Origin of the sequence: Streptomyces sp. P3 (genome assembly GCF_003032475.1) — a bacterium.
Taxonomy (GTDB): domain Bacteria; phylum Actinomycetota; class Actinomycetes; order Streptomycetales; family Streptomycetaceae; genus Streptomyces.
Genome location: NZ_CP028369.1, coordinates 3378671 through 3401211, shown reverse-complemented (window position 1 = coordinate 3401211; position 22541 = coordinate 3378671). Strand labels below are relative to the sequence as shown.

Sequence of the window (22541 nt, the reverse complement as noted above, 5' to 3'; positions counted from 1 at the left end):
CCGACCCGGGCCGCGAGCGGACACGCATCCGGCACAGCGAGGGCGCCGGTCCCGCTGCGTACGGTCTGTACGTACGCGCGGTGGGACCGGCGCCCTCGGGAAGCGTGCCGAGAACGGGAGCCTAGGCCTTGGCGGCGTCGGCCTTCGCCCGGACGGAGATGTTGGAGCTGGTGTCGTCGCCCCGGTCCTTCGACCTGTCCAGGACCCACACCAGTCCGGCGATCAGCGCGAACAGTGCGAGAGGGGCCACGACGTAGAGGCCCAGCGTCTCGACGACACTGAGACCCGGGCCGGGGTCGTCGCCGTCGTCGCGGGTCGCCGCGAGCGCGGGGGACGACATGAGCAGCATCATCAGCGTCGTACCGGCAGCCAGGGCGCCGGCGCGCAGGGCGTTCTTCTTGTCCACGGTGCCCAAGTTAGCGAACGGCGTCGGGGCGCGCGCGTCCGGGGTGCCGTCCGGGACGCGGAACAGCCGTCACGCCTCCTCCCGGGCGTCGCCGAACGGTTCGCCCCGCAGGCCGCCGGACGGCTGCTCCACCGTGTCGCCGGGCGGCCCGCCATCCGGGCCACCCGACGGACCACCGGACGGGCGTTCCCGATGCCGCTCCCGCAGGACGTCCATCAGCGCGTGCAGTCGCGGGGAGGCCGCCAGTTGTTCCAGGGTGACCGGGCGGCCCTCGGCGTCCGCGATCGGCAGTCGCCAGTTCGGGTACTGGTCCCAGGTGCCGGGAAGGTTCTGCGGGCGGCGGTCGCCGACGCCGTCCGGCAACCAGACGCCGATCATGCGGGCCGGGCTGCGCACCAGGAAGCGGTGGACGGCCTGGACCTCGGCCTCCTCCGAGGAGGCGTCGCCGCCGCCGGTGCCGGCCAGCAGTCCGAGCCGGCTGAGCTCGGCCAGCCATTCGGCGGTGTCGTTGGCGGCCGCCGCGCGCTCCTCCTCCAGCGGCCGGGTCAGCAGGCCCAGCCGGTCGCGGAGTTCGACGTGCTCGCCGGTGAGCCGGGCCGCCGTGGACGGCAGGTCGTGGGTGGTCGCGGTGGCCAGGCAGTCGGCCCGCCAGCGGTCGGGGGACAGCGGACGTCCGTCGCCCTCCCAGTCCCGTTCGAACCACAGGACGGACGTGCCGAGCACCCCGCGCTCGCGCAGCGCCTCCCGCACCCCCGGCTCGACGGTGCCGAGGTCCTCGCCGATCACCGCCGCACCGGCCCGGGACGCCTCCAGCACCAGGACGGCGAGCATGGCCTCGGCGTCGTAGCGGACGTAGGCGCCCTCGGTCGGCGGCTCGCCCTGCGGGACCCACCACAGGCGGAACAGGCCCATGACGTGATCGATGCGCAGCGCGCCGGCGTACCGGAACAGCGCCCGCAGCAGCAGCCGGTAGGGGGCGTACCCGGACGCGGCCAGCCGATCGGGGCGCCAGGGCGGCAGGCCCCAGTCCTGGCCGCGGGCGTTGAAGGCGTCCGGTGGGGCGCCCACCGACATGCCTGCGGCGAAGTACTCCTGCTGCGCCCACGCGTCGGCGCCCTCGGGATGCACGCCGACCGCCAGGTCGTGCACGATCCCGACGGGCATGCCGGCCTCACGCGCGGCGCGCTGGGCTGCGGTGAGCTGCTCGTCGGTGAGCCAGGCGAGCCGCGAGTGGAAGTCGACGCGGTCCATCAACTCGCCCCGCGCGCGGGCGGTCTCGGCCGAGCGGGGGTCGCGCAGCGCCGCCGGCCATCGCCGCCACTGCGAACCGTGCACCTCGGCGAGGGCGCACCAGGTGGCGTGGTCCTCCAACGCCCGGCCCTGCTCGGCGAGGAAGTCGCAGTAGGCGGCGCGCCGGCCGGGGCCGAGCGGCACGCGGCCGACGAGTTCCAGGGCCTCCCGCTTGAGCTGCCACACCGCGTCCCGGTCGATCAGCTCGCCCCCGTCGAGGACGGCCTCGCGCAGTCGGCCCGCCCGCTCGAGCAGCGCGGCGCGCAGGGCGTCGTCCGGGACGTACGCGTATTCGGGGACGTCCTCGACGCGCAGGTGCACCGGGTCGGGAAAGCGCCGGGAGGAGGGCCGGTAGGGGGAGGGATCGGTCGGGGAGCCGGGCACGGCCGCGTGCAGGGGGTTGACCTGCACGAATCCGGCGCCGAGCGTCCGTCCCGCCCAGCCGGCGAGTTCTCCGAGATCGCCCAGGTCCCCCATGCCCCAGGAGTGGCGCGAGAGCAGCGAGTACAGCTGGACGAGGAGCCCGTACGACCGTCCCGCGGGCGTGGGCAGGCGGGCCGGGGCGACGACGAGATGGGACGTGCCCCTGCGCCCGTCGGGTGCGGTGACCGTCAACCGGTGCACCCCGAGCGGGAGTTCCCCGACGCCGTCACGGCTCTCGCCCTGCTCCGTCTCGACGTGCAGCCGACTGCCCTCGGGGAGAGCCGCGAGCGCCTCGGGCGGGCTGCCGCTCCAGGACACCACGGTCGGTGGCAGCAGCCGCTCGCGCAGCTCCGCCTCCCGGGCCGCGAGCGCGGCGCGCACGGCCTGCGGTCCGGCCACGTCGACGCCGAGGGCGGTCAGGACGCGGGTGACGGCGCCGGCGGAGGCCGTGACCGTGCGGTCCACGGAGGGCTGGTAGGAGGTGGCCACGCCGTGCAGCGCTGCGAGCCGGGCGAGCTCTTCCCCGGGGGGTGCGGTCATCTACGGCCTCGTGGAGTCGGAGTCCGCGGCGGCGAGCGGCGGCTCGCTGGTCAGGGGCTCGGCGTCGGGCAACGGGGGTTCGCTGGTCAGCGGGGGTTCGGCGCAGGTGCCTTCGGCGCTGAAGGCGCACAGACGGACGTCTTCGGTGGCGGCGGAGAGCTCCGCCGGGCGTTTGGACCGGGGCGGCGCGATCACGGTGGCCTCCTCATCGGATACGACATCGGTTACCGCAGCCCTACCCAGCGAACGCCGGGCCAGACGTCCCCTCGAACGTCCCGCTGCCGACGCACCGCGTCACACGCTGCCACATCCCCGTGCCGCATCCGGGTGCCATGGCGGCGGACGCGTCGGGTTCACACCTGCGACGCGGCGAACCGGTGCCGAGCAACGCGGCCGCGCCACCGACACCGACACCGACACCGACAAGATCAATGGGTGAATTCGGAACACCCCGCCACAATCCAGACGGTGAAAAATCGCCCCACTTTAGACAACTCGACGAGGGCGATGAGGCCAACAGCGCACACTTTGAAAGAAGTTGACCTTTCACGAAGTGGACTGATACTTTCCAGACACAGGCTGAAGAACCCTCAGCCACACGGGGGACGGGGGATGTGGGGGAAGTGTGTTCTCAACTTCACAAGTGCCTGACCCCGTGCTTTACGCGCAAGGAACAGGGGAAAGCATGAAGCGCGGTACGCGCATTTCCACGATCGTCGGCACGGCCGCCGTGATCACTCTGGCGATGGCTCCCATCGCCGAGGCCAACTGGAGCAGCTCCATAACCGGCGCCAGCGCCAGCTTCGAGTCCCGCCGCTGGTCGGACGAGCTGTACTCGCAGGTGAAGTTCACCGGGTGCACCACCGACGGCTCGAAGAGCACCGACGTGCAGATCTGGAACGACATCTCGTTCCAGCCCGACGAGGCCTACGACAACAAGACGTTCACCGCCTGCTTCAACGGCGGTACGAGCAACGGCGAGTGGACCGACCTGCCCTCCGGCATGCGGGACTACTACTTCAAGCTCATGAAGATCGGGGGCTCCACCTTCGGCCCCCAGCTGAGCGTGCGCACGGTGTCGGTGGACACCACCAAGGCCGACTAGACGGCTGACAGACCAGCCCTGAGGGGCGTCCCGCACGGGGCGCCCCTCTCCGGCCGACAAGTGGTTCGGTGAGACTGCATGAAATTCAGCACCACTCTGCGCAGCGGTAGTGTGCGATGGGCTGCACCCATTATTCTCCTACTGACATTCCTTTACTATGTCGTAGGCCAGACAGCCCCTCTCTCGAGTTATTTCCATTACGCGCCGAGCATTGTCGCAGAGCCGCTGATGACGCTGTACGCGCTGGCTTATGCGACAGCCGCAGGACTTTCCTGCTGGGAGAGTGGCCGCCTGAAAAGCGCACGGATATGGGCCTTGGCTCCGGCCCGTTCGCGCTACCGGATCGCGGCCAATATCCTGGCCCCGGTGATCGCGCTCTCGTGGTTGGTTCTGCTCCTTCCCCCCGCGGTCTCACTCGCACGGTCGACGACCATGCCCAGCCTCGACAGCCTGCGCCTGCCGCTCGCGGCAATGGTGATATGCGTCGCACACGCGATCGTGGGATTCGCCGTGGGCTGCCGGGTTCCCCGCATCATCGCCACGCCGATCCTGGCCGTGGCCGACTGGCTCCTCGTCGCCTTCACCCGGGCGATGCTGCCGTACTGGCCCCGCCATGTGTCAGGGCAGTTCGGCACGATCGGCTTCGGCGAGGTGCCCCGGTTCGTCACGGCGGCTGCCCCGATGCTGCTGGCCGGCGGTATCGCCGTCGGACTGCTCCTCCTCTGGCTGCCCTACGGGTGGCGCCTGCTCCGGGTCGCCCTCGCCGCCGCGGTCGCCGTGGCCGGCGCCGTCGGGGCCTACCGGCTGACCGCCGACTGGTCGGCCACTCCGCCGATCACCACCGGGAACGTGGCGATGGCGTGCACCGGCAGCGCGCCGCGCATGTGCGTGCCCGACTTCAACGAGCGCTATCTGCCCGAGGTGCAGAGCGCCAGCGCCAAGGCGCTCAGCGTGCTGCGGGACGCCGGAGCGACCTCGGCCCGGCCTCGGCTGATCACCGACGGCTACGTCGACGGCCGCCACCAGAAGGCGTCCACGGACACCGAATGGCGCATGATGCTGACCGTGCCCGTGCAGCGGGGCGACGCGGTGTACCAGGTCGTGGTGCGCTCGCTGAAGTTCCGCTGCAAGGAGGTCGACGTCCGCACCGCGCACTCGGCCTGGCTGTGGGCCGCCACGAAGACCGGGCAGGCGGAGGCCTACCAGATGCGCCGGGAGCAGGAGGGCATGAACCCCGAGGACCGGCAGTTGGAGAAGCAGATCAAGGCCGACGTCACGCGTGTGCTGGCCGAACCCGCGGCCGCGCAGACCAAGTGGATCAAGCAGAAGCTCGACACCTGTCAGGCGAACGCGTCGTGAGATGGTGGTTCAAGGCGCGGCGGGGGCACACGCTGCTGCCGCTCGCCCTGGTCGTCTTCACCGCCGCCCTCTACGCCGTCCAGGACACCACGGTGCTGCTGCCGGCCATCACCGGCAGCCCCAGGGTCGCGCTCGCCCTGTTCGTCCCGGTGCCCCTGTTCGCCATCCTGATGGCGATGCTGGAGTCCCGGCTGCCCGCGGCCGAGGTCTCCGGCGTACGGTCCGTCACCCGGCTCGACAACCTGCTCGTCACCGCGGTCGTGGCGACCGCCGTACTGTGCAGCGTCGTCGTCGCCGCCCTCCAGGGAACCGGGACGGCCACGACCGGAGGGCGCAACGCCCTGTTCCTGACCGGCCTCATGCTGCTCGGACGCGCCTGGGTCGGCCAGGGAGCCGTGATGCTCCCCGTGGGATGGTTGGTCACCGTCGCCGTCATCGGGTTCCGCGGGAACGTCCCGCGCTCGTGGACCGTCATCGCGCTCCCTGCGGACGACCTGTTCGCAGCAGCCGCCTCCCTGGTGGTGTTCGCCCTCGGACTCGCCGCCCAGATCCGCTCGTCGAGGAAAACAGCGTGACACTCGAACTCCGCAACTGCACCTACGGCTACCGGCGCTGGAAGCAGCCCGTCCTCCAGGACTTCTCCTACAGCCTGCCGGAAGGCCTCACCGTGTTGCTCGGTCCCAACGGGGCCGGCAAGTCGACGCTGCTGAAGCTCGCGGCCTCGGTGACCACCCCCCAGAAGGGACGCGTCGCCCTGGACGGCGCGCCGGCGGGGACCGCGGCGTACCGGCAGGCCGTGGCCTGGATGCCGCAGGACATCGTGCCCATGCCGACGCTGACCGCCCGCGAGTACGTCGCCTACATCGGCTGGCTCAAGGGCATGAACCGCACGGACGCCTGGAAGCAGGCCCGCAAGGCCCTCGCCCGTGTGGAGCTGACCGACAAGATCGACGCCCGCACGAGTCAGCTCTCCGGCGGCCAGTTGAGGCGCGTCGGCGTGGCCGGGGCGCTGGTGCACGGCGCCCGGGTCCTGCTGCTGGACGAGCCGACCGCCGGCATGGACCCCTACCAGCGCCGCGTGTTCCGCGACATCCTGCGCGGGCTCACCGGTGACGTGCGCGTCCTGCTGTCCACGCACGACGTCGCCGACCTCGCGGAGGAGGCCGACCACGTCACGGTCATGTACGGAGGGTCCGTCCTGCACCACGGCGACACCCACACGTTCCTGGCCCACACTCCGCCCGGAACCGTCGAGGGACGCGCCGCCGAAGGGGCGTACACCGCGCTGCTGAGAAGCCACAACGTCGCCGCCTGACGCCCGGGGCCGACCGGTGGGCCGACCGCCGGAGCCCCGGGCGGGCTCCGCGGGCGGCCCCGGCAGCACTCACAGCCGCACGGGACGCCTGACAGACCCTAGGCGGAGATGCCGTCGATCCTGGCCAGGGCGTCGTCCGCGCCGTACGGCTGCAGGTACGGCAGCCAGCGCGGATCCCGATGGCCCGTGCCGATGATGCGCCAGGCGAGGCCGGAGGGCGGGGCAGGCTTGTGCCGCAGCCGCCAGCCGATCTCGACGAGGTGCCGGTCGGCCTTGGTGTGGTTGCAGCGGCGGCAGGACGCCACGACGTTGTCCCACACGTGCTTGCCCCCGCGGCTGCGCGGGACGACGTGGTCGACGCTGGTTGCGACGCCACCGCAGTACATGCACCGGCCCCCGTCCCGGGCGAACAGCGCCCGACGGGTCAGCGGGACGGGCCCACGATAGGGAACCCGGACGAATCGCTTGAGCCGGACCACGCTGGGTGCGGGGACTGTGACGGTCGCGCTGTGCAGGAAGGCGCCGGATTCCTCGAGGGAGACCGCTTTGTTCTCCAGGACGAGGACGAGCGCGCGGCGGAGCGGTACGACGCCGAGTGGTTCGTACGACGCGTTGAGGACCAGGACGTGCGGCACGGATGCCTCCTTGGGCGTCGGCGGCGCGTGGCTCGCGCCGGGACGATCTGTGGTCAGTCTCCCCTCTCGCCCGCTGACCGCGCCACCATGTCCCGGTAACGGGCTGGGAGTGTTTTCGACCACACCCTGTTGTCTCCCCAGGATCACGGCCTGTTCAAGCACGGGTGAGGACCGTCTCTCCTTCACCGATCGCGCCGAACCACGCACGATGCCCCGTTAGTGTGGTGGTTCTGTCTGTCCGGTGACCTTTCCGTGACCTGGCCGGGCGCGTCGACCTCGACCGCCGCGCCGGACGGAGCAGTGCAGCACCTGGAGGTACCTGCCGTGTCCTTGCCCGCCGTCCTGCTGGCCGCCGACGCGTCGCCGTCGCCGACTCCCTCGGAGTCGCCGACCGCGGTGACCGTCCCGTCCCTCCAGGATGCCCAGGAGAGCGCGACGAACGCGGCCAGCTGGGTCGAGCAGAACTGGTCGACCTGGCTGGCGATCGGTCTGCGGGTGCTGCTGATCCTGGTGATCGCGGTGGTGCTGAGAGTGGTGGTGCAGCGGGCGATCACCAAGCTGATCGACCGGATGAACCGCACCGTCGCCTCGGTCGACGGCACGGCGCTGGGCGGGCTGCTGGTCAACAACGAGCGGCGGCGTCAGCGCTCGCAGGCGATCGGCTCGGTGCTGCGCTCGGTGGCGAGCTTCCTGATCCTGGGCACGGCCGCGCTGATGGTGCTGGGCACCTTCGAGATCAACCTGGCCCCGCTGCTGGCCTCGGCGGGTGTCGCGGGTGTCGCCATCGGTTTCGGCGCGCGCAACCTGGTCACCGACTTCCTCTCCGGCGTGTTCATGATCCTCGAGGACCAGTACGGCGTCGGCGACCAGATCGACGCGGGCGTGGCCTCCGGCGAGGTCATCGAGGTGGGGCTGCGGGTGACCAAGCTGCGCGGCGACAACGGGGAGATCTGGTACGTCCGCAACGGCGAGGTCAAGCGGATCGGCAACCTCTCCCAGGGCTGGGCGACGGCCGGCGTCGACGTGACCGTCAAGGCGTCCGAGGACCTCGACCGGGTGAAATCCACCCTGGACGAGGTCGCCGAGAAGATGAGCAAGGAAGAGCCCTGGAACGAGCTCCTGTGGAGCCCGATCGAGGTCCTCGGCCTGGACAGCGTCCTGCTCGACTCGATGGTGGTCCGCGTCTCCGCGAAGACGATGCCGGGCAAGTCCCTGACGGTCGAGCGGGAACTGCGCTGGCGGGTCAAGCGCGCCTTCGACGCGGCCGACATCCGCATCGTGGGGGGCGCGACCGCCCCCGCGACGGAGGACCCGGCGGACTCCTCGGCGGCGGTCGCGGCGCCCTCCGCGTTCGCCAACACGGAGTCCCCGCAGTCGTCGGCGGCGACGCCGATCGCCCAGCCCCGCGCGGGGACGACCACCCCCTCGCCGATGTAGCGGAACGGTTCGGCACACACGTTCGAGGCAGGGCGCTCCCGGGTAACGACTTCGTCGACCCGGGAGCTTTCGCCGTTTCAGTCCTTGACGTCCCCTTCCCGGCGGGTCTACGTTCCTGCCAGTCGATAGGAAACTTTCCTAACAATGACCGGATGTGGACGTGTGTCCGGCGGACTTGAGAAGCTGGGCAGTTCAGAGAGGCAGGTGTCGATCCCCATGGCAGGAACCGCCGGCACGCCGGGCACCCCGCGCGTCCTGCGCGCCATGAACGACCGCGCCGCGCTCGACCTCCTGTTGACGCACGGCCCGTTGTCGCGCACCCGCATCGGCAAGCTCACCGGCCTGTCGAAGCCCACCGCCTCACAGCTCCTGGCCCGGCTGGAGGCGGCGGGACTGGTCCTCGCGACCGGCACCACCGCGGGGCGGCCCGGCCCCAACGCCCAGCTCTACGCGGTCAACCCGGCCGCCGGGTACGCCGCGGGGCTCGACGTCACCCCCGAACGCGTCCTCGCCTCGGTCGCCGACGTCACCGGCCGGACCGTGGGCGCGCACGAGGTGCCCACACCCGGCAGGAACACCGCCGGAGCCGTCGTACGGCAGGTCACCGACGCCCTCGACGGCGCCGTCAAGGCCGCCGGCCTCACCCGGGACGACGTGCGCCGGCTCGTCGTCGCCACCCCCGGCGCCTTCGACCCCACCACCGGTCGCCTGCGCTACGCCTCCCACCTGCCCGGCTGGCACTCCCCCGCGCTGCTCGACGACCTCGCCGCAGCCCTGCCGATGCCGGTCGAGTACGAGAACGACGTCAACCTCGCCGCCGTCGCCGAACAGCGGCTCGGCGCGGCCCGCGGCCACGAGGACTTCGTCCTGCTGTGGAACGAGGGCGGGCTCGGCGCCGCCCTGGTCCTCGGCGGCCGGCTGCACCGCGGGTGGACCGGCGGCGCGGGCGAGGTCGGCTTCCTGCCGGTTCCGGGCGCGCCCCTGGTCCGTCAGGTGACCAAGGCCAACAGCGGCGGCTACCAGGAGCTCGCGGGCTCGCAGGCCATCCCCCGGCTGGCCCGGGAGCTCGGCATCGACGACGTCCCCGAGGGGCCGTACGCCGAGGTCGCCGCCGCGCTCGTACGGCGGGCCGCCGCCGAGGACACCGCCCTGCACCGGCTGCTGCTGCAGACCTACGCGACCCGGCTCGCGACCGGTCTCGCCTCGCTGGTCTCCGTGCTCGACCCCGAACTCGTCGTCCTCAGCGGCGCCTCCCTGACCGCCGGCGGCGAACTGCTGCGCGCCCTCGTCCAGGACGAACTGGAGGAGCTGGCCGCCTCCAGGCCGAAGCTGGTCATGGGCGACGTCACCGAACGGCCCGTGCTGCGCGGCGCGTTGGAGAGCGCGCTGGCCGCCACCCGCGACGAGGTCTTCGACACCTCGCGCTGAGCCACACCCCGCACCCCGCACCCCTCACCCGTCATTCCGTGACCCCGTGACCCGCGGCGGAGTCCTCCTCCGCCTCTTCACCTCACCTCACCCCGTCATGTCCTGTCCCTGGAAGGCTCCGCCATGCCCACACGCATACCCCAGGTAGTCCGAAAAGCGGCTTTCGCCCTCACCGTTTCCACCGCTCTGCTGCTGAGCACGACCGCCTGCACCGGCCAGTCCGCCTCCGACGCGAGCGACGACGCGTCGAAGGAGACGACCCTCACCTTCTGGCACGCCTGGAGCGCGCCGAACGAGGTGAAGGCCGTGCAGGCGCTGGTCGCCGGCTTCGAGAAGACGCACCCCGACGTCCATGTGAAGGTCGTCGGCAACATGACCGACGACAAGATCAACCAGGCGTTGCGGGCCGGCGGCAGCACGGCGCCCGACGTGATCTCGTCCTTCACCACCAACAACGTCGGCAAGTTCTGCTCGTCGGGCGCCCTGGTCGACCTCAACCCCTTCTTCAAGAAGGCGAACATCGACCCGGCGACGACGTTCCCGAAGGCGATGAACGAGTACACCCAGTTCGAGGGCGACCGGTGCGCCGTCCCGCTGCTGGGCGACGCCTACGGCCTCTACTACAACCGGACGGCGTTCGAGAAGGCCGGCATCACCGCTCCCCCGAAGACCTGGTCCGAGTTCGAGGCCGACGCCAAGAAGCTGACGATCACCCAGGGCGCCACCTACAAGCAGCTCGGCTTCATGCCGAACTACCACGGCTGGGAGACGACCACCGAGCACTACATGGGCCAGTTCGGGCCGACCTACTTCGACGCGTCCGGCAAGTCGACCATCGGCACGGACCCGGCGGTCGCGGCGGCCTTCACCACCCAGAAGAAGCTGGTCGACGAGCTCGGCGGGTTCAGGAAGCTGGAGACCTTCCGCGCCGGCCTCGGCGACGAGTGGGGCCCCAAGCACCCCTTCCACACCGGCCAGGTGGCCATGCAGCTGGACGGCGAGTGGCGCCTGGGCATGGCCCTGGAGGCCAAGCCCGCCTTCGAGATCGGCGTCGCCCCGCTGCCCGTCCCGGACGACCAGGCGGCCCGGTACGGCAAGGGCTACATCACCGGAACCATCGCCGGCATCGCCGCCACCAGCAAGAAGCAGAACGCGGCCTGGGAACTGGTGAAGTACATGACCACCGACACGGACGCGGTCGTCGCCTTCTCCAACGCCATCCACAACGTGCCCTCCACCCTGGACGCCCTGAAGTCCCCCGACCTGAAGTACGACCCGCGGTTCAAGACGTTCCTGGACATCGCCGCGAACCCGAACTCCACCACCTCCCCCGCCTCGGTCAACGGCGGCGTCTACCTGACGACCGTCCAGCAGCTCGGCTACGACTACGAGAGCGGCAAGGTCACCGACCTGGCGGCCGGGCTGAAGAAGGCCGCCGCGCAGATCGACACGGACATCGCGCAGGCGAAGTAGCGATGGCGACGACCCATACGCTGAGGGCGAAGCACCGGCGCTCGGCCCTGCGCACGCTCGCCTTCCTCTCGCCCTGGCTGATCGGCTTCGCGGTCTTCTTCGCGTACCCGATGATCTCCACCGTCTACTTCTCGTTCATGCACTACGACGGCTTCCGGCCGCCGACCTGGAGCGGCACGAAGAACTGGACGTACGTCTTCGAGCACTACCCCTTCTTCTGGCCGGCGCTGCGCAACACCCTGTGGCTGGTCGTGATCATGGTGACCCTGCGAGTGCTGTTCGGGCTCGGGATCGGCATGCTGATCACGAAGATCAAGACCGGCACCGGAGTCTTCCGCACCCTGTTCTACCTGCCCTACCTCGCCCCGCCGGTGGCGGCGACCATGGCCTTCGCGTTCCTGCTCAACCCCGGCACCGGCCCCGTCAACTCGCTGCTGGAGAACGTCGGCATCCCGGCACCGGGCTGGTTCAACGACCCGGACTGGTCCAAGCCCGCGCTCACCCTGATGTTCCTGTGGGGGGTCGGCGACCTGATGGTCATCTTCATGGCCGCCCTGCTCGACGTGCCGAAGGAGCAGTACGAGGCAGCCGAACTGGACGGCGCCTCGGCGTGGCAGCGGTTCCGGTTCGTCACCCTCCCCAACATCTCGCCGATCATCATGTTCGCGGTCGTGACCGGCGTGATCGCGGCGATGCAGTGCTACACCCAGCCCCTGGTCGCCGGAAAGGTCGCCTCGGGCGTGATCCAGGGCGCGGGCACCATGTTCGAGCCCGGTTACCCGGAGCACTCCACCCTCACCCTCCCCCAGCTCGTCTACAACCTCGGCTTCCAGCGCTTCGACTACGGCTCGGCGTGCGTCGTGGCCCTGGTCCTGTTCGCCCTGTCGATGGCGTTCACCGCGCTGCTGATGCGGCGCCGGGGCGGGCTCCTCCAGGCAGGTGACTGACCCCATGACGCAAGTACTCGACCGTCCGGCGGAGTTGACGGCACGCGCCACGCCCGCCGAGCGCACCGCCCGCCGCAGGGCGCTGCTGGAATGGATCGCGGTGCACTCCCTCGGCGTCGCCGCCGCGCTCTTCTTCACCCTCCCGTTCGTGTTCGTGTTCCTGACCTCCCTGATGAGCGACTCGCAGGCGCTCAGCCGGGACCTGATCCCGCACACCTGGGAATGGGCCAACTACCGGAAGGTCTTCGACACCCCGGGCTTCCTCACCTGGTGGCGCAACACGCTGATCTACGCCGGCCTCGGGACCGTCCTCACCGTGGTGTCGTCGATCCCGGTCGCCTACGCGCTGGCCAAGTTCCGCTTCCGGGGCCGGAACCTGACGCTCATGCTGGTGATCTCGATGATGATGCTGCCCCCGCAGGTGGTCGTCATCCCGATGTACCTGTTCTGGGCCAAGCAGCTCGACCTGTCCGGCACCCTGTGGCCGTTGATCATCCCGCTGGCGTTCGGCGACGCCTTCTCGATCTTCCTGCTGCGCCAGTTCCTGCTGACCATCCCGGGCGAGTACCTGGACGCGGCGAAGGTGGACGGCTGCGGCGACCTGCGCACCCTGCTGAAGGTCGTCCTGCCGATGGCCAAGCCCGGCATCGCCGCCGTGGCCCTCTTCCAGTTCTTCGCCGCCTGGAACGACTACTTCGGCCCGCAGATCTACGCCTCCGAGAACCCGGACGCGTGGACCCTCTCCTACGCCCTGGAGTCCTTCAAGGGAGCGCACCACACCGACTGGAACCTCACCATGGCGGCCACCGTGCTGGTCATGGCCCCCGTGATCCTCGTGTTCTTCTTCGCGCAGAAGGCGTTCGTCGAAGGTGTCACCCTCACCGGAGTGAAGGGTTAACAAGGCATGCGCAGTCCTCACGGGGAACAACCCCCGTACCCCCGGCCGATGATCGCCGACCCCGGCACAGCGAAGCGAGGCGGCTCGAAGTGAAACTCACCGTGGTCGGCGGCGGCTCGACCTACACCCCCGAACTGATCGACGGCTTCGCCCGGTTGCGCGACACGCTGCCCGTCGAGGAGCTGGTCCTCGTCGACCCGTCGGCCGAACGCCTCGAGCTGGTGGGCGGGTTGGCGCGGCGCATCCTCGCCCGCCAGGGCCACCCCGGCACGATCGTGACGACGAACGACCTCGACCGGGCCGTCGAGGGCGCCGACGCCGTGCTGCTCCAGCTCCGCGTCGGCGGCCAGGCGGCCCGCGAGCAGGACGAGACCTGGCCCCTGGAATGCGGCTGCGTCGGCCAGGAGACGACCGGCGCGGGCGGCCTGGCGAAGGCGCTGCGCACGGTCCCGGTGGTCCTGGACATCGCCGAGCGGGTCCGCCGGGCCAACCCGGACGCCTGGATCATCGACTTCACCAACCCGGTCGGCATCGTCACCCGCGCGCTGCTCCAGGCCGGCCACAAGGCCGTCGGCCTGTGCAACGTGGCGATCGGCCTCCAGCGCAGGTTCGCCGCGCTGCTCGACGTCGCACCCGCGGACGTCCACCTGGACCACGTGGGCCTCAACCACCTCACCTGGGAGACCGGGGTGCGGCTGCACGGCCCCGAGGGCGAGGACGTCCTGCCCCGCCTGCTGGCCGGTCACGGCGACACGATCGCCGCCGACCTGCGGCTGCCCCGCCCGCTCCTGGACCGTCTCGGCCTGGTCCCGTCCTACTACCTGCGCTACTTCTACGCGCACGACGAGGTCGTCCGCGAACTGCGCGCCAAGCCCTCGCGGGCCTCCGAAGTGGCGGAGATGGAACACCGGCTGCTGTCGCTGTACGCCGATCCCGCGCTGGACGAGAAGCCGGAGCTCCTCGCGAAGCGCGGCGGCGCCTACTACTCGGAGGCCGCGGTGGACCTGGCCGCGGCGCTGCTGACCGGGACGGGCAGCCCTTACCAGGCGGTGAACACGCGCAACGACGGCACGCTGCCCTTCCTCCCGGACGACGCGGTGATCGAGGTCCAGGCGGCCGTGAGCCGGAAGGGCCCGACCCCGCTCCCCGTGACGCCGCTCGATCCGCTCTGCGCGGGTCTGACGGCGCAGGTGACGGCCTACGAGGACCTGGCCCTGCGGGCGGCCCTGCACGGCGGTCGCGACCGGGTGTTCAAGGCGCTCCTCGCACACCCCCTGATCGGCCAGTTCGCGTACGCCGAGCAGTTGACCGACCGGCTGATCGCACACAACCGGGAGCACCTCGCGTGGGCCTGACGGCAAGAGTCCTCGCGATCGACGCGGGCAACAGCAAGACGGACGTCGCGGTGGTCGCGGCCGACGGGGAGGTCCTCGCCACGGCCCGCGGCGAGGGCTTCCGTCCTCCCGCGGTGGGCGTGACGGCGGCGATGGACGCCCTCGCCGACACCGTCACGCGCGCGTACGGGGCGGCCGGGGTGACGGCGGCGTCGCACGTCTCGGCCTGTCTGGCCAACGCGGACCTGCCCGTGGAGGAGGAGCACCTGGCGGCGGCGCTGCACGCGCGCGCGTGGGGCGCGTCGGTGGACGTCCGCAACGACACGTTCGCGATCCTGCGGGCGGGCGTGGCCGAGCCCCGGGGCGTGGCCGTGGTCTGCGGCGCCGGCATCAACTGCGTGGGCATGCGCCCCGACGGCCGCACCGCCCGCTTCCCGGCCCTGGGCCGCATGTCCGGCGACTGGGGCGGCGGCTGGGGCCTGGCCGAGGAGGCCCTCTGGCACGCGGCGCGGGCGGCGGACGGCAGGGGCGGACCGACGGACCTGGCGCGGGCGCTTCCGGCCCACTTCGGACTCCCGTCCATGTACGCGCTGATCGAGGCCCTGCACCTGGAACGCGTCCCGCCGGCCCGCCGCCACGAACTGACCCCGGTCCTCTTCGCGACGGCCGCGGAGGGAGACCCGGTGGCGCGCACGATCGTCGACCGGCTGGCCCAGGAGGTGGTGACGATGGCCGCGGTGGCCCTGTCCCGACTGGACCTGCTGGAGGAGGAGACGCCGGTGCTGCTCGGCGGCGGCGTCCTGACCGCGGGCCACGGACAGTTGGACGACCGGGTCCGGGAACTCCTCGCCGCGCGCGCCCCGAAGGCGGTCGCGCACGTGGTGCGGGCGCGGCCCGTACTGGGGGCGGCGCTGCTGGGCCTGGACCGGACGGGAGCGGAGGCGGCGGCGCAGGACCGAACGCGCGCCTTCTTCGAAGGGTGAGCCGCCCCCGTCCTCGGCAGACCTCGACGCCCCCGTCCTCGGCATCCTCGACGCCCCCGCCCCGCGGAGTCGGGCACCCCCGCCTCGAAGGCCGAGCCTTCCGCCGAGGGCGCGGAAGGCGTCGCGGGCGGCGCGGCTCCGGCGCGGAAGCCGGGCGCGCGACCAGCCACGACGCCCCGCGCGCCGAAACCGACGCACGCCCCCGGGAAGGAACCGAACACTCGCCCCAGGCGTATTCATGGACAGGGGTGACTGCGATCTGATCAAGATCCAGTGAAGGCCGGTGCGCAGTACCGCTCCCGCCAGGGATACTGACCGGCGGGAGATGACCATGGGGGAGGTCGAACAGTGGCAGATCCGGCAACCAGCACGGCACCACCGCCGGTCAAGGCGCCTGTGCCGACGCCGTCCGGCCCGCGCCGGACGGCGTTCGCCGAGGGCGTCGACAGGGTCCAAGCCGCGGCGACCACCGAGCCCGGGCGGCTGCGTGTCATCGGCGCCGTCCTCGCCCTGCTCGTCCTCGCCTTCGGCGCGGTGACCGCGTGGCAGACCACCGACCGCGCGGCCGCCGCCGACGACGTGCTGAACAAGAGCCAGCCGCTGAGTTCGGCCGCGGCGGACATCTACCGTTCGCTGGCCGGCGCCAACACGGCCGCCTCCGACGGCTTCCTGGCGGGCGGCCAGGAGACGGCTACGTCCCGGCAGCGCTACGAGGAGAACATCGACAACGCGGCCGAGAAGCTCGTCAACGCCGCCAACAGCGCCGACCCCGACTCCGCCTCCACGATGTACATCGTCAAGCTGAACACGATGCTGCCCGAGTACAAGGGCCTGGTGGAGCGCGCGCGGACGTACAACCGGCAGGGCTTCCCGGTCGGCGGCGCCTATCTGCGCTACGCCAACCAGAAGATGCAGGACGAGATGCTCCCGGCGGCCCAGGAACTCTACGACAGCGAGAACCGGCGGCTGCAGGACGACTACGGGGACGCCACCCCCTACCCGTGGGCGGCGATCGCGCTCGGCGTGGTCGCGCTGGCCGGCCTGGCCTGGGCGCAGCACCGCAACTACCGCCGTACGAACCGCGTTCTGAACCACGGGCTGGTCGCCGCGACGGCCACGACGACGGTCGTGCTGCTCTGGCTGGTGGTCGGTCACAGTGTGGCCCGCGCCGGGCTCGACGACTCCTACGACCACGGCGTCCGCTCGCTGAACGTACTGCACGACGCGCGGATCGCCTCCCTCAAGGCGCGTGGGAACGAGAACCTGACCCTGGTGGCGCGCGGCGCCGAGACGGTGAAGGTGACGGCCGACGGCAAGGACGTGACGCTCGACAAGTACGACCACGACTTCACCACCGACATGGCCGACCTCGGCAAGGGTCTCGCCCAGGCGGCGAAGCTCGCCGACGACGAGGCCGGCGAGAAGCCGGTCACATCGGCCGAGAGCAACATGGCGGAGTGGAAGGAGCGCCACACCGCCGCCCGTGAGCAGGACGACCACGGCAACTACGAGCAGGCGCTGGCCCTCGTGATCGGCGGGAAGGACGCGACAGGCGCGTGCTTCGACAGCGTCGACGACAATCTCGCCACGGCACTGGAGCACGAGCGGCTCGAGTTCCGCAAGGCGGCGAGCGGCGGTCTGGACGCGATGACGGGGCTGCCGGTCGGTGCCGCGGCACTCGCCGTGCTCGGCGCGGCGGGCGCGGTCCTCGGCATCGGCCGCAGGCTGTCGGAGTACCGGTGATGGGGGGCGTGACGATGCGTGTGCGACGTGTGCGGGCGGGCCTGAGGGGCTGGGGCGGAGTCGGCGCGATGGCGGGCCTGTGCGCCCTCGCGCTGGCCTTCGTGCTGCTGCTGCCGTGGACCGGCTCAGGACCGGCCGCCGGCGCGGGAGCCGGCCGGGGCGGCCGGGGCGTCGCCGCGGCCACCCCGGCGGCCGACGCCACCTGCAAGGACCCCGAGAAGCAGACGCTGACGCCGTCGAGCGCGGACGGTCCGACGATCGCCGCGATCAAGGCCAGGCAGGGCGAGAAGCGCAAGCTGATCGTCGGCGTCGACCAGAACAGCTACCGCTGGGGCTACCGCGATCCCAACAACTCCGTCGCGGAACTCGAGGGCTTCGACATCGACCTGGTCCACCGGATCGCACAGGACATCCTCGGCGACCCGAAGGCGGTCCAGTTCAAGGCCATCCCGACCAACCAGCGCATCCCGGCCATCCAGGAGGGCCGGGTCGACATGATCGTGCGCACCATGACGATCTCCTGCAGCCGGCTCGGCGAGGTCGCGTTCTCCGCCCCGTACTTCAAGACCGGCCAGCAGGTCCTCGCCCCCAAGTCCTCGTCCGTGGCCGGCTACGACGCCACACTGGCGAAGAAGAAGATCTGCGCGGCGGCCGGTTCGACGGCCTACACCAGGCTGGCGGACGACCAGAAGGCCGGCAGGCTCGCCGCAGGCGCCACCATCGCCACCGTCCCCAACCAGCTCGACTGTCTGGTGCGGTTGCAGCTCGGCGAGGCCGACGCGGTGGTCACCGACGGTGCGCTCGCGGCCAGTCAGGCCGCGCAGGACCCGACGGTGGAACTCAAGGGCGCCCCGTTCACCACCGAGTACTACGGCGTGGCGATGAAGAGCACCGCGAGCGATCTGGTACGCCGGGTCAACCAGATCCTGGTGGCGTACAGCGCGAGCGGCTGGCAGACGTCGTACGACAAGTGGCTGTCGGCCACACTGGGCAGTGACGCGGCCACGTCGAGGCCGCCCGCACCGCCGCAGTATCTGCGCACGAGCTGACGGCCGCCCTCGGGGGGCACACCGGTGCGGCCGCCGGCGGACGCACCGGGCAGAACGAGCAGGACGGGCGGGGGCCGGCGGGGCAGGACGGGCAGCGGACAGAGCAGCGGACCGACACGACAGCGAGAGGTGATCGATGGGCGTCACGGGACCCCCCGGGCCGGTCATGGACCGGGACGAGGTCGACCGTGCGCTGGCGCGGCTCGGCGCGGAACACGAGGCGATCGAGACCTCGCTTCTCGCCCTGCAGGACCACGCGGGCCGCAGACTCCTCGAGGGCGCCGAGCTCACCGGCGTCACCAAGGAGCGCTGGGCGTCCGCGGAGACGTCGATCACCCTGCTGTGGGCGTACTTCGACGCGTACACGGCCGCCCTGCGCGGCGCCCGCGAGATCCGCTCGCGCCGCCGCTGGTCCAGCCGCGAGGACCTGGCGGAGCTGACGGAACTGCTGCGCGGCGAGTCCGTCACCGTCGCCGGATCGCTAGCGGGTCCGACGGCCTCGACGGCCAACGCGCCGACGCTGCACGGCACGGGCAAGCTCAGCCAGACCTTCTCCCTGACGACGCTCGTCGACCGGATGAACGAGCTGTACGCGTCGTCGCTGGACATGGTCGTGGCCGCCGACGCGGTGTGGTCGGCGCTTCCCGCCCGGATAGATTTACTGGCCGCGGAGCTGCAGCGCACCCGCCGGCTGGCGCACTCCGTCGGCGTCCGCCCGGGCGAACACCCGGCGGGCGACGACCTGGAGCGCATCACCCGCACGCTGACCGACCTGCGCGAGCAGGTGGTGTCGGACCCGCTCGCCTACTGGACGCCGGCGCAGGGCAGTTCGGCGCCGGGCGGCGGCCGTCCCGACACCACGGTGTACGACCGCGAGGCACGCGCCCTGGACGACGTGCGCCGGGAGATCGACGCCGTGCTGACGGTCCGGCAGGACGCCGAGCAGCGGCTGGTACGGCTGCGGGACGTCCTCAGCCGCGCCGACCGCACCCTCGCCGAGGCGCGTGCCGCGCGCGGCGAGGTGCTGGCGAAGATCGCCGCCACCGAGGTGCCGGTGGTCAGCGGCCCGCCCACCGCGCTGCAGGAGCAGCTCGCGACGGCCGCCGAGTACCGCCGGCACGCCCAGTGGCACCGCCTGTCCCCGCTCCTGGAGTCCCTGGAGCAGAAGGCGGAGGACGAACTGCTGCGCGCCCGCGAGTCGTTGGGCGCGGTCACCCAGCCGCTGGCGGTCCGCGCGGAGCTGCGCGGCCGTCTCGACGCGTACAAGGCGAAGGTCGCCCGTCACGGGCTCGCCGAGGACCCGTTCCTCATCGAGCGCTACGACGCGGCGCGCCGCATGCTGTGGAGCGCACCCTGCGATCTGCGCGTCGCCGAACAGGCCGTCCTGCGATTCCAGCAGGCGGCCGCCGAACTGCTCACCGCGCCACGCGTGCCGGAGCAGGGCGGACCTCAGGACCACAGGGGGGAGCAGTAGCCATGAGTCAGGCAGGGCAGGCGTGTCAGCGGCCGGGCTGCGAGGGGTCGTACGAGGACGTGGGCGGCGGCGAGCTGTACTGCGACACCTGCGGTCTGGCCCCCGTCGTGTCGGTCGGGGGCCCCGCCGCCGAGGGAGGCCTGGTGGGCTCGCCGCCGACCGGGGTGACCGGCGGCAAGGGCTCTTCGGGCAGCTCCAGTTCACGTACCAGCGCGCGTACGACGTCGCAGTCGGCGAAGTCCCGCCGCTCGGTGTCCGGGCGGCTGTCGCGCTCGCTCTCCGGCACGTCGACGGGCCGGTCGGTGTCGGTGCGCAGTTCCGGCTCGACGTCGAGCTCCTCCGGGCGGGCCCGGCTGGGCGCCGGTCTGGTCATGGTGCCGCAGGTGCCGAAGCCGGACCCGCGCTCGATGGTGCTGGACAACCCCGAGGTGCCCGAGCGCAAGCGGTTCTGCTCGCGCTCCGACTGCGGTGCCCCGGTGGGCCGTTCACGCGGCGAGCGGGAGGGGCGCACGGAGGGCTTCTGCACCAAGTGCGGCCACCCGTACTCCTTCGCGCCGAAGCTGAAGGCCGGCGACGTCGTGCACGGCCAGTACGAGGTCGTCGGCTGCCTCGCACACGGCGGGCTCGGCTGGATCTACCTGGCCATCGACCGCCCGGTGGGCGACCGGTGGGTCGTCCTGAAGGGCCTGCTGGACACCGGCGACCAGGACGCGATGGCCGCGGCGATCTCCGAGCGGCGCTTCCTCGCCGAGATCGAGCACGCCAGCATCGTGCGGATCTACAGCTTCGTCGAGCACCTCGACCAGCGCACCGGCTCCCTCGACGGCTACATCGTCATGGAGTACATCGGCGGCAAGTCCCTCAAGGAGATCGCCAACGACCGCCGCACCCCCCAGGGCAAGCGGGATCCGCTCCCCGTCGAGCAGGCCTGCGCGTACGGCATCGAGGCGCTCGAGGCGCTCGGTCATCTGCACAGCCGCAACCTGCTGTACTGCGACTTCAAGGTCGACAACGCGATCCAGAGCCAGGACGAGCTCAAGCTGATCGACATGGGCGCGGTCAGACGTATGGACGACGACGAGTCGGCCATCTACGGCACCATCGGCTACCAGGCGCCGGAGGTCGCCGAGGTCGGCCCCTCGGTCGCTTCCGACCTGTACACGGTGGGCCGCACGCTCGCCGTCCTGACCTTCGACTTCCAGGGCTACACGACCGTCTTCGTGGACTCGCTGCCCGACCCCGACAACATCGAGGTCTTCCGGCAGTACGAGTCCTTCTACCGGTTCCTGGTCCGCGCCACCGACCCCGATCCGGACCGCAGGTTCGCCTCCGCCCAGGAGATGGCGGAGCAGCTGACGGGCGTGCTGCGCGAGGTCGTCTCCCTGCAGAGCGGCCGGGCGCGGCCCGCGCTGTCGACGCTGTTCGGCCCGGAGGTCAAGGTCACGGACACCGAGCTGTTCCCGAAACTGGACGGGGAGGTGTCGCGGCTGGGCGCGCGCGTCGCCGTCACGTCCCGGGGGCTGTTCGGAGGTGCACGCTCAGCGACGGCGCCGGCCGGCGGCGCCGGCCGCACGGCCGCCCTCGCCGCCGCTCCCGCCGCGACGGCCGGTTCGCCCTCCGCGCTGCCGGGCGGCGCCGCACCCGCACCCGCTCTCGCTCTCGCTCTCGCGGGCACCACGTCCCCCGTCGCGGCCGGCGGCGCACTGCCGGGCGCCGGCGGTGCGACCGCGCCCGCCGTTCTGGCCACGCCGGTCGCCCCAGGTCTCGTCCGGGCCGTTCCCGCGCCCGCCGCGGCCCTCGCGCTGCCCGCTCCCCATGTCGACCCCACCGACCCCAACGCGGGTTTCCTTGCGGGTCTGCTGGCGTCCGCGCCGGCCGAACTGATCACGGCTCTCGCGGCCGCGCCGGCGCCGTCGGTGGAGACCCGGCTGCGCCAGATCCGCGCCTGGCTGGAGAACGGCGACCACCAGGCGGCCCTCATGGCACTGTCGAAACTGGAGGGCGAACGGCCCGACGACTGGCGGGTGGTCTGGTACCGGGGCATGGCCTCGCTGGTCACCGGTGACCACGAGGGCGCCGCGCTGGCCTTCGACGCGATCTACGACGCCTTCCCCGGCGAGACCACGCCGAAGCTGGCGCTCGGCCTGTGCGCGGAGGTGCTGGGGCAGCTGGACAACGCCGCCGAGTACTACCGGCTGGTGTGGTCGACCGACCCGAGCTATGTGAGCTCCGCCTTCGGCCTGGCCCGCGTGCAACTCGCGGCCGGCGACCGCGCCGGCGCCGTACGGACGCTGGAGTCGGTGCCCGAGTCCTCCATCCACTACACCGCGGCCCGGGTGGCCGCCGTGCGCGCGAGGCTCCGGCAGCGGACCGCAACCGCCGCCGACGTACCCTTCCTGGAGGATCTCACCGCCGCCGCGGCCCAGGTCGAGGCGCTGGACGCGTACGGTCTGGACCCGACACGGCGCGAGCAACTGTCCGCCGAAGTCCTCGGCTGCGCCCTCGACTGGATACTCTCCGGTGGCCAGGGCGCGGGACCGGCCGCCCGGGTGCTGCTCGGCAGTCAACTGGACGAACGGGGGCTGCGCTTCGGACTGGAGCGCTCGTACCGCACGCTGGCCCGGCTGGCGACCGGCGGTGAGGAGAGAGTCGACCTGGTGGAACGTGCCAATCGTTACCGCCCCCGGACGTGGGTGTAGTTG

19 protein-coding genes are annotated in these 22541 nt (G+C 71.7%); 15 read left to right on the top strand and 4 right to left on the bottom strand.

Going from position 1 to position 22541, the window contains the following annotated elements; all coding sequences use genetic code 11:
* Positions 1-121: 121 nt before the first annotated feature.
* From C6376_RS15245 to C6376_RS15235, 3 genes are all read right to left on the bottom strand, one after another.
* Entirely contained in the window at positions 122-406 is a 285-nt protein-coding gene (locus C6376_RS15245; RefSeq protein WP_107448979.1) for a hypothetical protein, read from the bottom strand.
* 69 nt (positions 407-475) lie between these two features.
* Entirely contained in the window at positions 476-2659 is a 2184-nt protein-coding gene (gene malQ / locus C6376_RS15240) for a 4-alpha-glucanotransferase (protein ID WP_107443917.1), read from the bottom strand.
* Positions 2660-2851: a hypothetical protein gene (locus C6376_RS15235; protein WP_057574850.1), complete on the bottom strand. Its 192-nt coding sequence runs from the start codon at positions 2849-2851 to the stop codon at positions 2660-2662.
* Between the two features lie 493 nt (positions 2852-3344).
* On the opposite strand from C6376_RS15235, the gene C6376_RS15230 reads away from it, so the two are divergent.
* The 4 genes from C6376_RS15230 to C6376_RS15215 all read left to right on the top strand — a co-directional run bounded on the left by C6376_RS15230 (position 3345) and on the right by C6376_RS15215 (position 6438).
* A complete protein-coding gene (locus C6376_RS15230) occupies positions 3345-3764 on the top strand; it encodes a hypothetical protein (RefSeq protein ID WP_107443916.1) in 420 nt (139 codons plus the stop codon).
* Positions 3765-4196: 432 nt separating this feature from the next.
* Positions 4197-5123: a hypothetical protein gene (locus tag C6376_RS15225; RefSeq protein ID WP_159083207.1), complete on the top strand. Its 927-nt coding sequence runs from the start codon at positions 4197-4199 to the stop codon at positions 5121-5123.
* Positions 5120-5698 carry a hypothetical protein gene (locus tag C6376_RS15220; protein ID WP_107443914.1) on the top strand — a complete coding sequence of 193 codons (579 nt, stop codon included), beginning with the start codon at positions 5120-5122 and terminating at the stop codon, positions 5696-5698. Before C6376_RS15225 ends, C6376_RS15220 begins: the two co-directional genes overlap by 4 nt.
* Positions 5695-6438 carry an ABC transporter ATP-binding protein gene (locus tag C6376_RS15215; protein WP_107443913.1) on the top strand — a complete coding sequence of 248 codons (744 nt, stop codon included), beginning with the start codon at positions 5695-5697 and terminating at the stop codon, positions 6436-6438. Before C6376_RS15220 ends, C6376_RS15215 begins: the two co-directional genes overlap by 4 nt.
* A gap of 98 nt (positions 6439-6536) precedes the next feature.
* Here C6376_RS15215 and C6376_RS15210 read toward each other — a convergent pair whose 3' ends face one another.
* On the bottom strand, positions 6537-7073 hold the full coding sequence (locus C6376_RS15210; protein ID WP_057574627.1) for an HNH endonuclease: 537 nt from the start codon (positions 7071-7073) through the stop codon (positions 6537-6539).
* A gap of 324 nt (positions 7074-7397) precedes the next feature.
* On the opposite strand from C6376_RS15210, the gene C6376_RS15205 reads away from it, so the two are divergent.
* The 11 genes from C6376_RS15205 to C6376_RS15155 all read left to right on the top strand — a co-directional run bounded on the left by C6376_RS15205 (position 7398) and on the right by C6376_RS15155 (position 22538).
* Entirely contained in the window at positions 7398-8510 is a 1113-nt protein-coding gene (locus C6376_RS15205) for a mechanosensitive ion channel family protein (RefSeq protein WP_173985646.1), read from the top strand.
* Positions 8511-8726: 216 nt separating this feature from the next.
* Complete coding sequence (locus C6376_RS15200; RefSeq protein WP_107443911.1) at positions 8727-9938, top strand: ROK family transcriptional regulator; 1212 nt, start codon at positions 8727-8729, stop codon at positions 9936-9938.
* Positions 9939-10061: 123 nt separating this feature from the next.
* On the top strand, positions 10062-11411 hold the full coding sequence (locus C6376_RS15195) for an ABC transporter substrate-binding protein (protein ID WP_173985645.1): 1350 nt from the start codon (positions 10062-10064) through the stop codon (positions 11409-11411).
* A gap of 2 nt (positions 11412-11413) precedes the next feature.
* Positions 11414-12358 carry a carbohydrate ABC transporter permease gene (locus tag C6376_RS15190; RefSeq protein ID WP_107443910.1) on the top strand — a complete coding sequence of 315 codons (945 nt, stop codon included), beginning with the start codon at positions 11414-11416 and terminating at the stop codon, positions 12356-12358.
* A gap of 4 nt (positions 12359-12362) precedes the next feature.
* Positions 12363-13256 (top strand): carbohydrate ABC transporter permease, encoded by an 894-nt coding sequence (locus C6376_RS15185; protein ID WP_107443909.1) that lies wholly within the window; start codon positions 12363-12365, stop codon positions 13254-13256.
* An 89-nt stretch (positions 13257-13345) separates the two neighbouring features.
* On the top strand, positions 13346-14611 hold the full coding sequence (locus C6376_RS15180; RefSeq protein ID WP_107443908.1) for a 6-phospho-beta-glucosidase: 1266 nt from the start codon (positions 13346-13348) through the stop codon (positions 14609-14611).
* Complete coding sequence (locus tag C6376_RS15175; RefSeq protein ID WP_107443907.1) at positions 14602-15573, top strand: N-acetylglucosamine kinase; 972 nt, start codon at positions 14602-14604, stop codon at positions 15571-15573. The genes C6376_RS15180 and C6376_RS15175 overlap by 10 nt, the downstream gene beginning before the upstream one ends.
* A gap of 396 nt (positions 15574-15969) precedes the next feature.
* Positions 15970-17316, top strand: a complete 1347-nt coding sequence (locus C6376_RS15170; protein WP_254076376.1) for a hypothetical protein — start codon at positions 15970-15972, stop codon at positions 17314-17316.
* 14 nt (positions 17317-17330) lie between these two features.
* A complete protein-coding gene (locus tag C6376_RS15165; protein ID WP_107448977.1) occupies positions 17331-18365 on the top strand; it encodes a glutamate ABC transporter substrate-binding protein in 1035 nt (344 codons plus the stop codon).
* Between the two features lie 136 nt (positions 18366-18501).
* Positions 18502-19839 (top strand): hypothetical protein, encoded by a 1338-nt coding sequence (locus C6376_RS15160; protein WP_107443905.1) that lies wholly within the window; start codon positions 18502-18504, stop codon positions 19837-19839.
* Between the two features lie 2 nt (positions 19840-19841).
* A complete protein-coding gene (locus tag C6376_RS15155; RefSeq protein WP_107443904.1) occupies positions 19842-22538 on the top strand; it encodes a serine/threonine-protein kinase in 2697 nt (898 codons plus the stop codon).
* The last annotated feature ends 3 nt before the right edge of the window (positions 22539-22541 follow it).

Coding starts and splice junctions, on each gene's coding strand:
- C6376_RS15165 (WP_107448977.1), top strand. CDS start 17,331: ATGCGTGTGCGACGTGTGCGGGCGGGCCTGAGGGGCTGGGGCGGAGTC.
- C6376_RS15160 (WP_107443905.1), top strand. CDS start 18,502: ATGGGCGTCACGGGACCCCCCGGGCCGGTCATGGACCGGGACGAGGTC.
- C6376_RS15155 (WP_107443904.1), top strand. CDS start 19,842: ATGAGTCAGGCAGGGCAGGCGTGTCAGCGGCCGGGCTGCGAGGGGTCG.
- C6376_RS15200 (WP_107443911.1), top strand. CDS start 8,727: ATGGCAGGAACCGCCGGCACGCCGGGCACCCCGCGCGTCCTGCGCGCC.
- C6376_RS15230 (WP_107443916.1), top strand. CDS start 3,345: ATGAAGCGCGGTACGCGCATTTCCACGATCGTCGGCACGGCCGCCGTG.
- C6376_RS15195 (WP_173985645.1), top strand. CDS start 10,062: ATGCCCACACGCATACCCCAGGTAGTCCGAAAAGCGGCTTTCGCCCTC.
- C6376_RS15190 (WP_107443910.1), top strand. CDS start 11,414: ATGGCGACGACCCATACGCTGAGGGCGAAGCACCGGCGCTCGGCCCTG.
- malQ (WP_107443917.1), bottom strand. CDS start 2,659: ATGACCGCACCCCCCGGGGAAGAGCTCGCCCGGCTCGCAGCGCTGCAC.
- C6376_RS15185 (WP_107443909.1), top strand. CDS start 12,363: ATGACGCAAGTACTCGACCGTCCGGCGGAGTTGACGGCACGCGCCACG.
- C6376_RS15225 (WP_159083207.1), top strand. CDS start 4,197: ATGCCCAGCCTCGACAGCCTGCGCCTGCCGCTCGCGGCAATGGTGATA.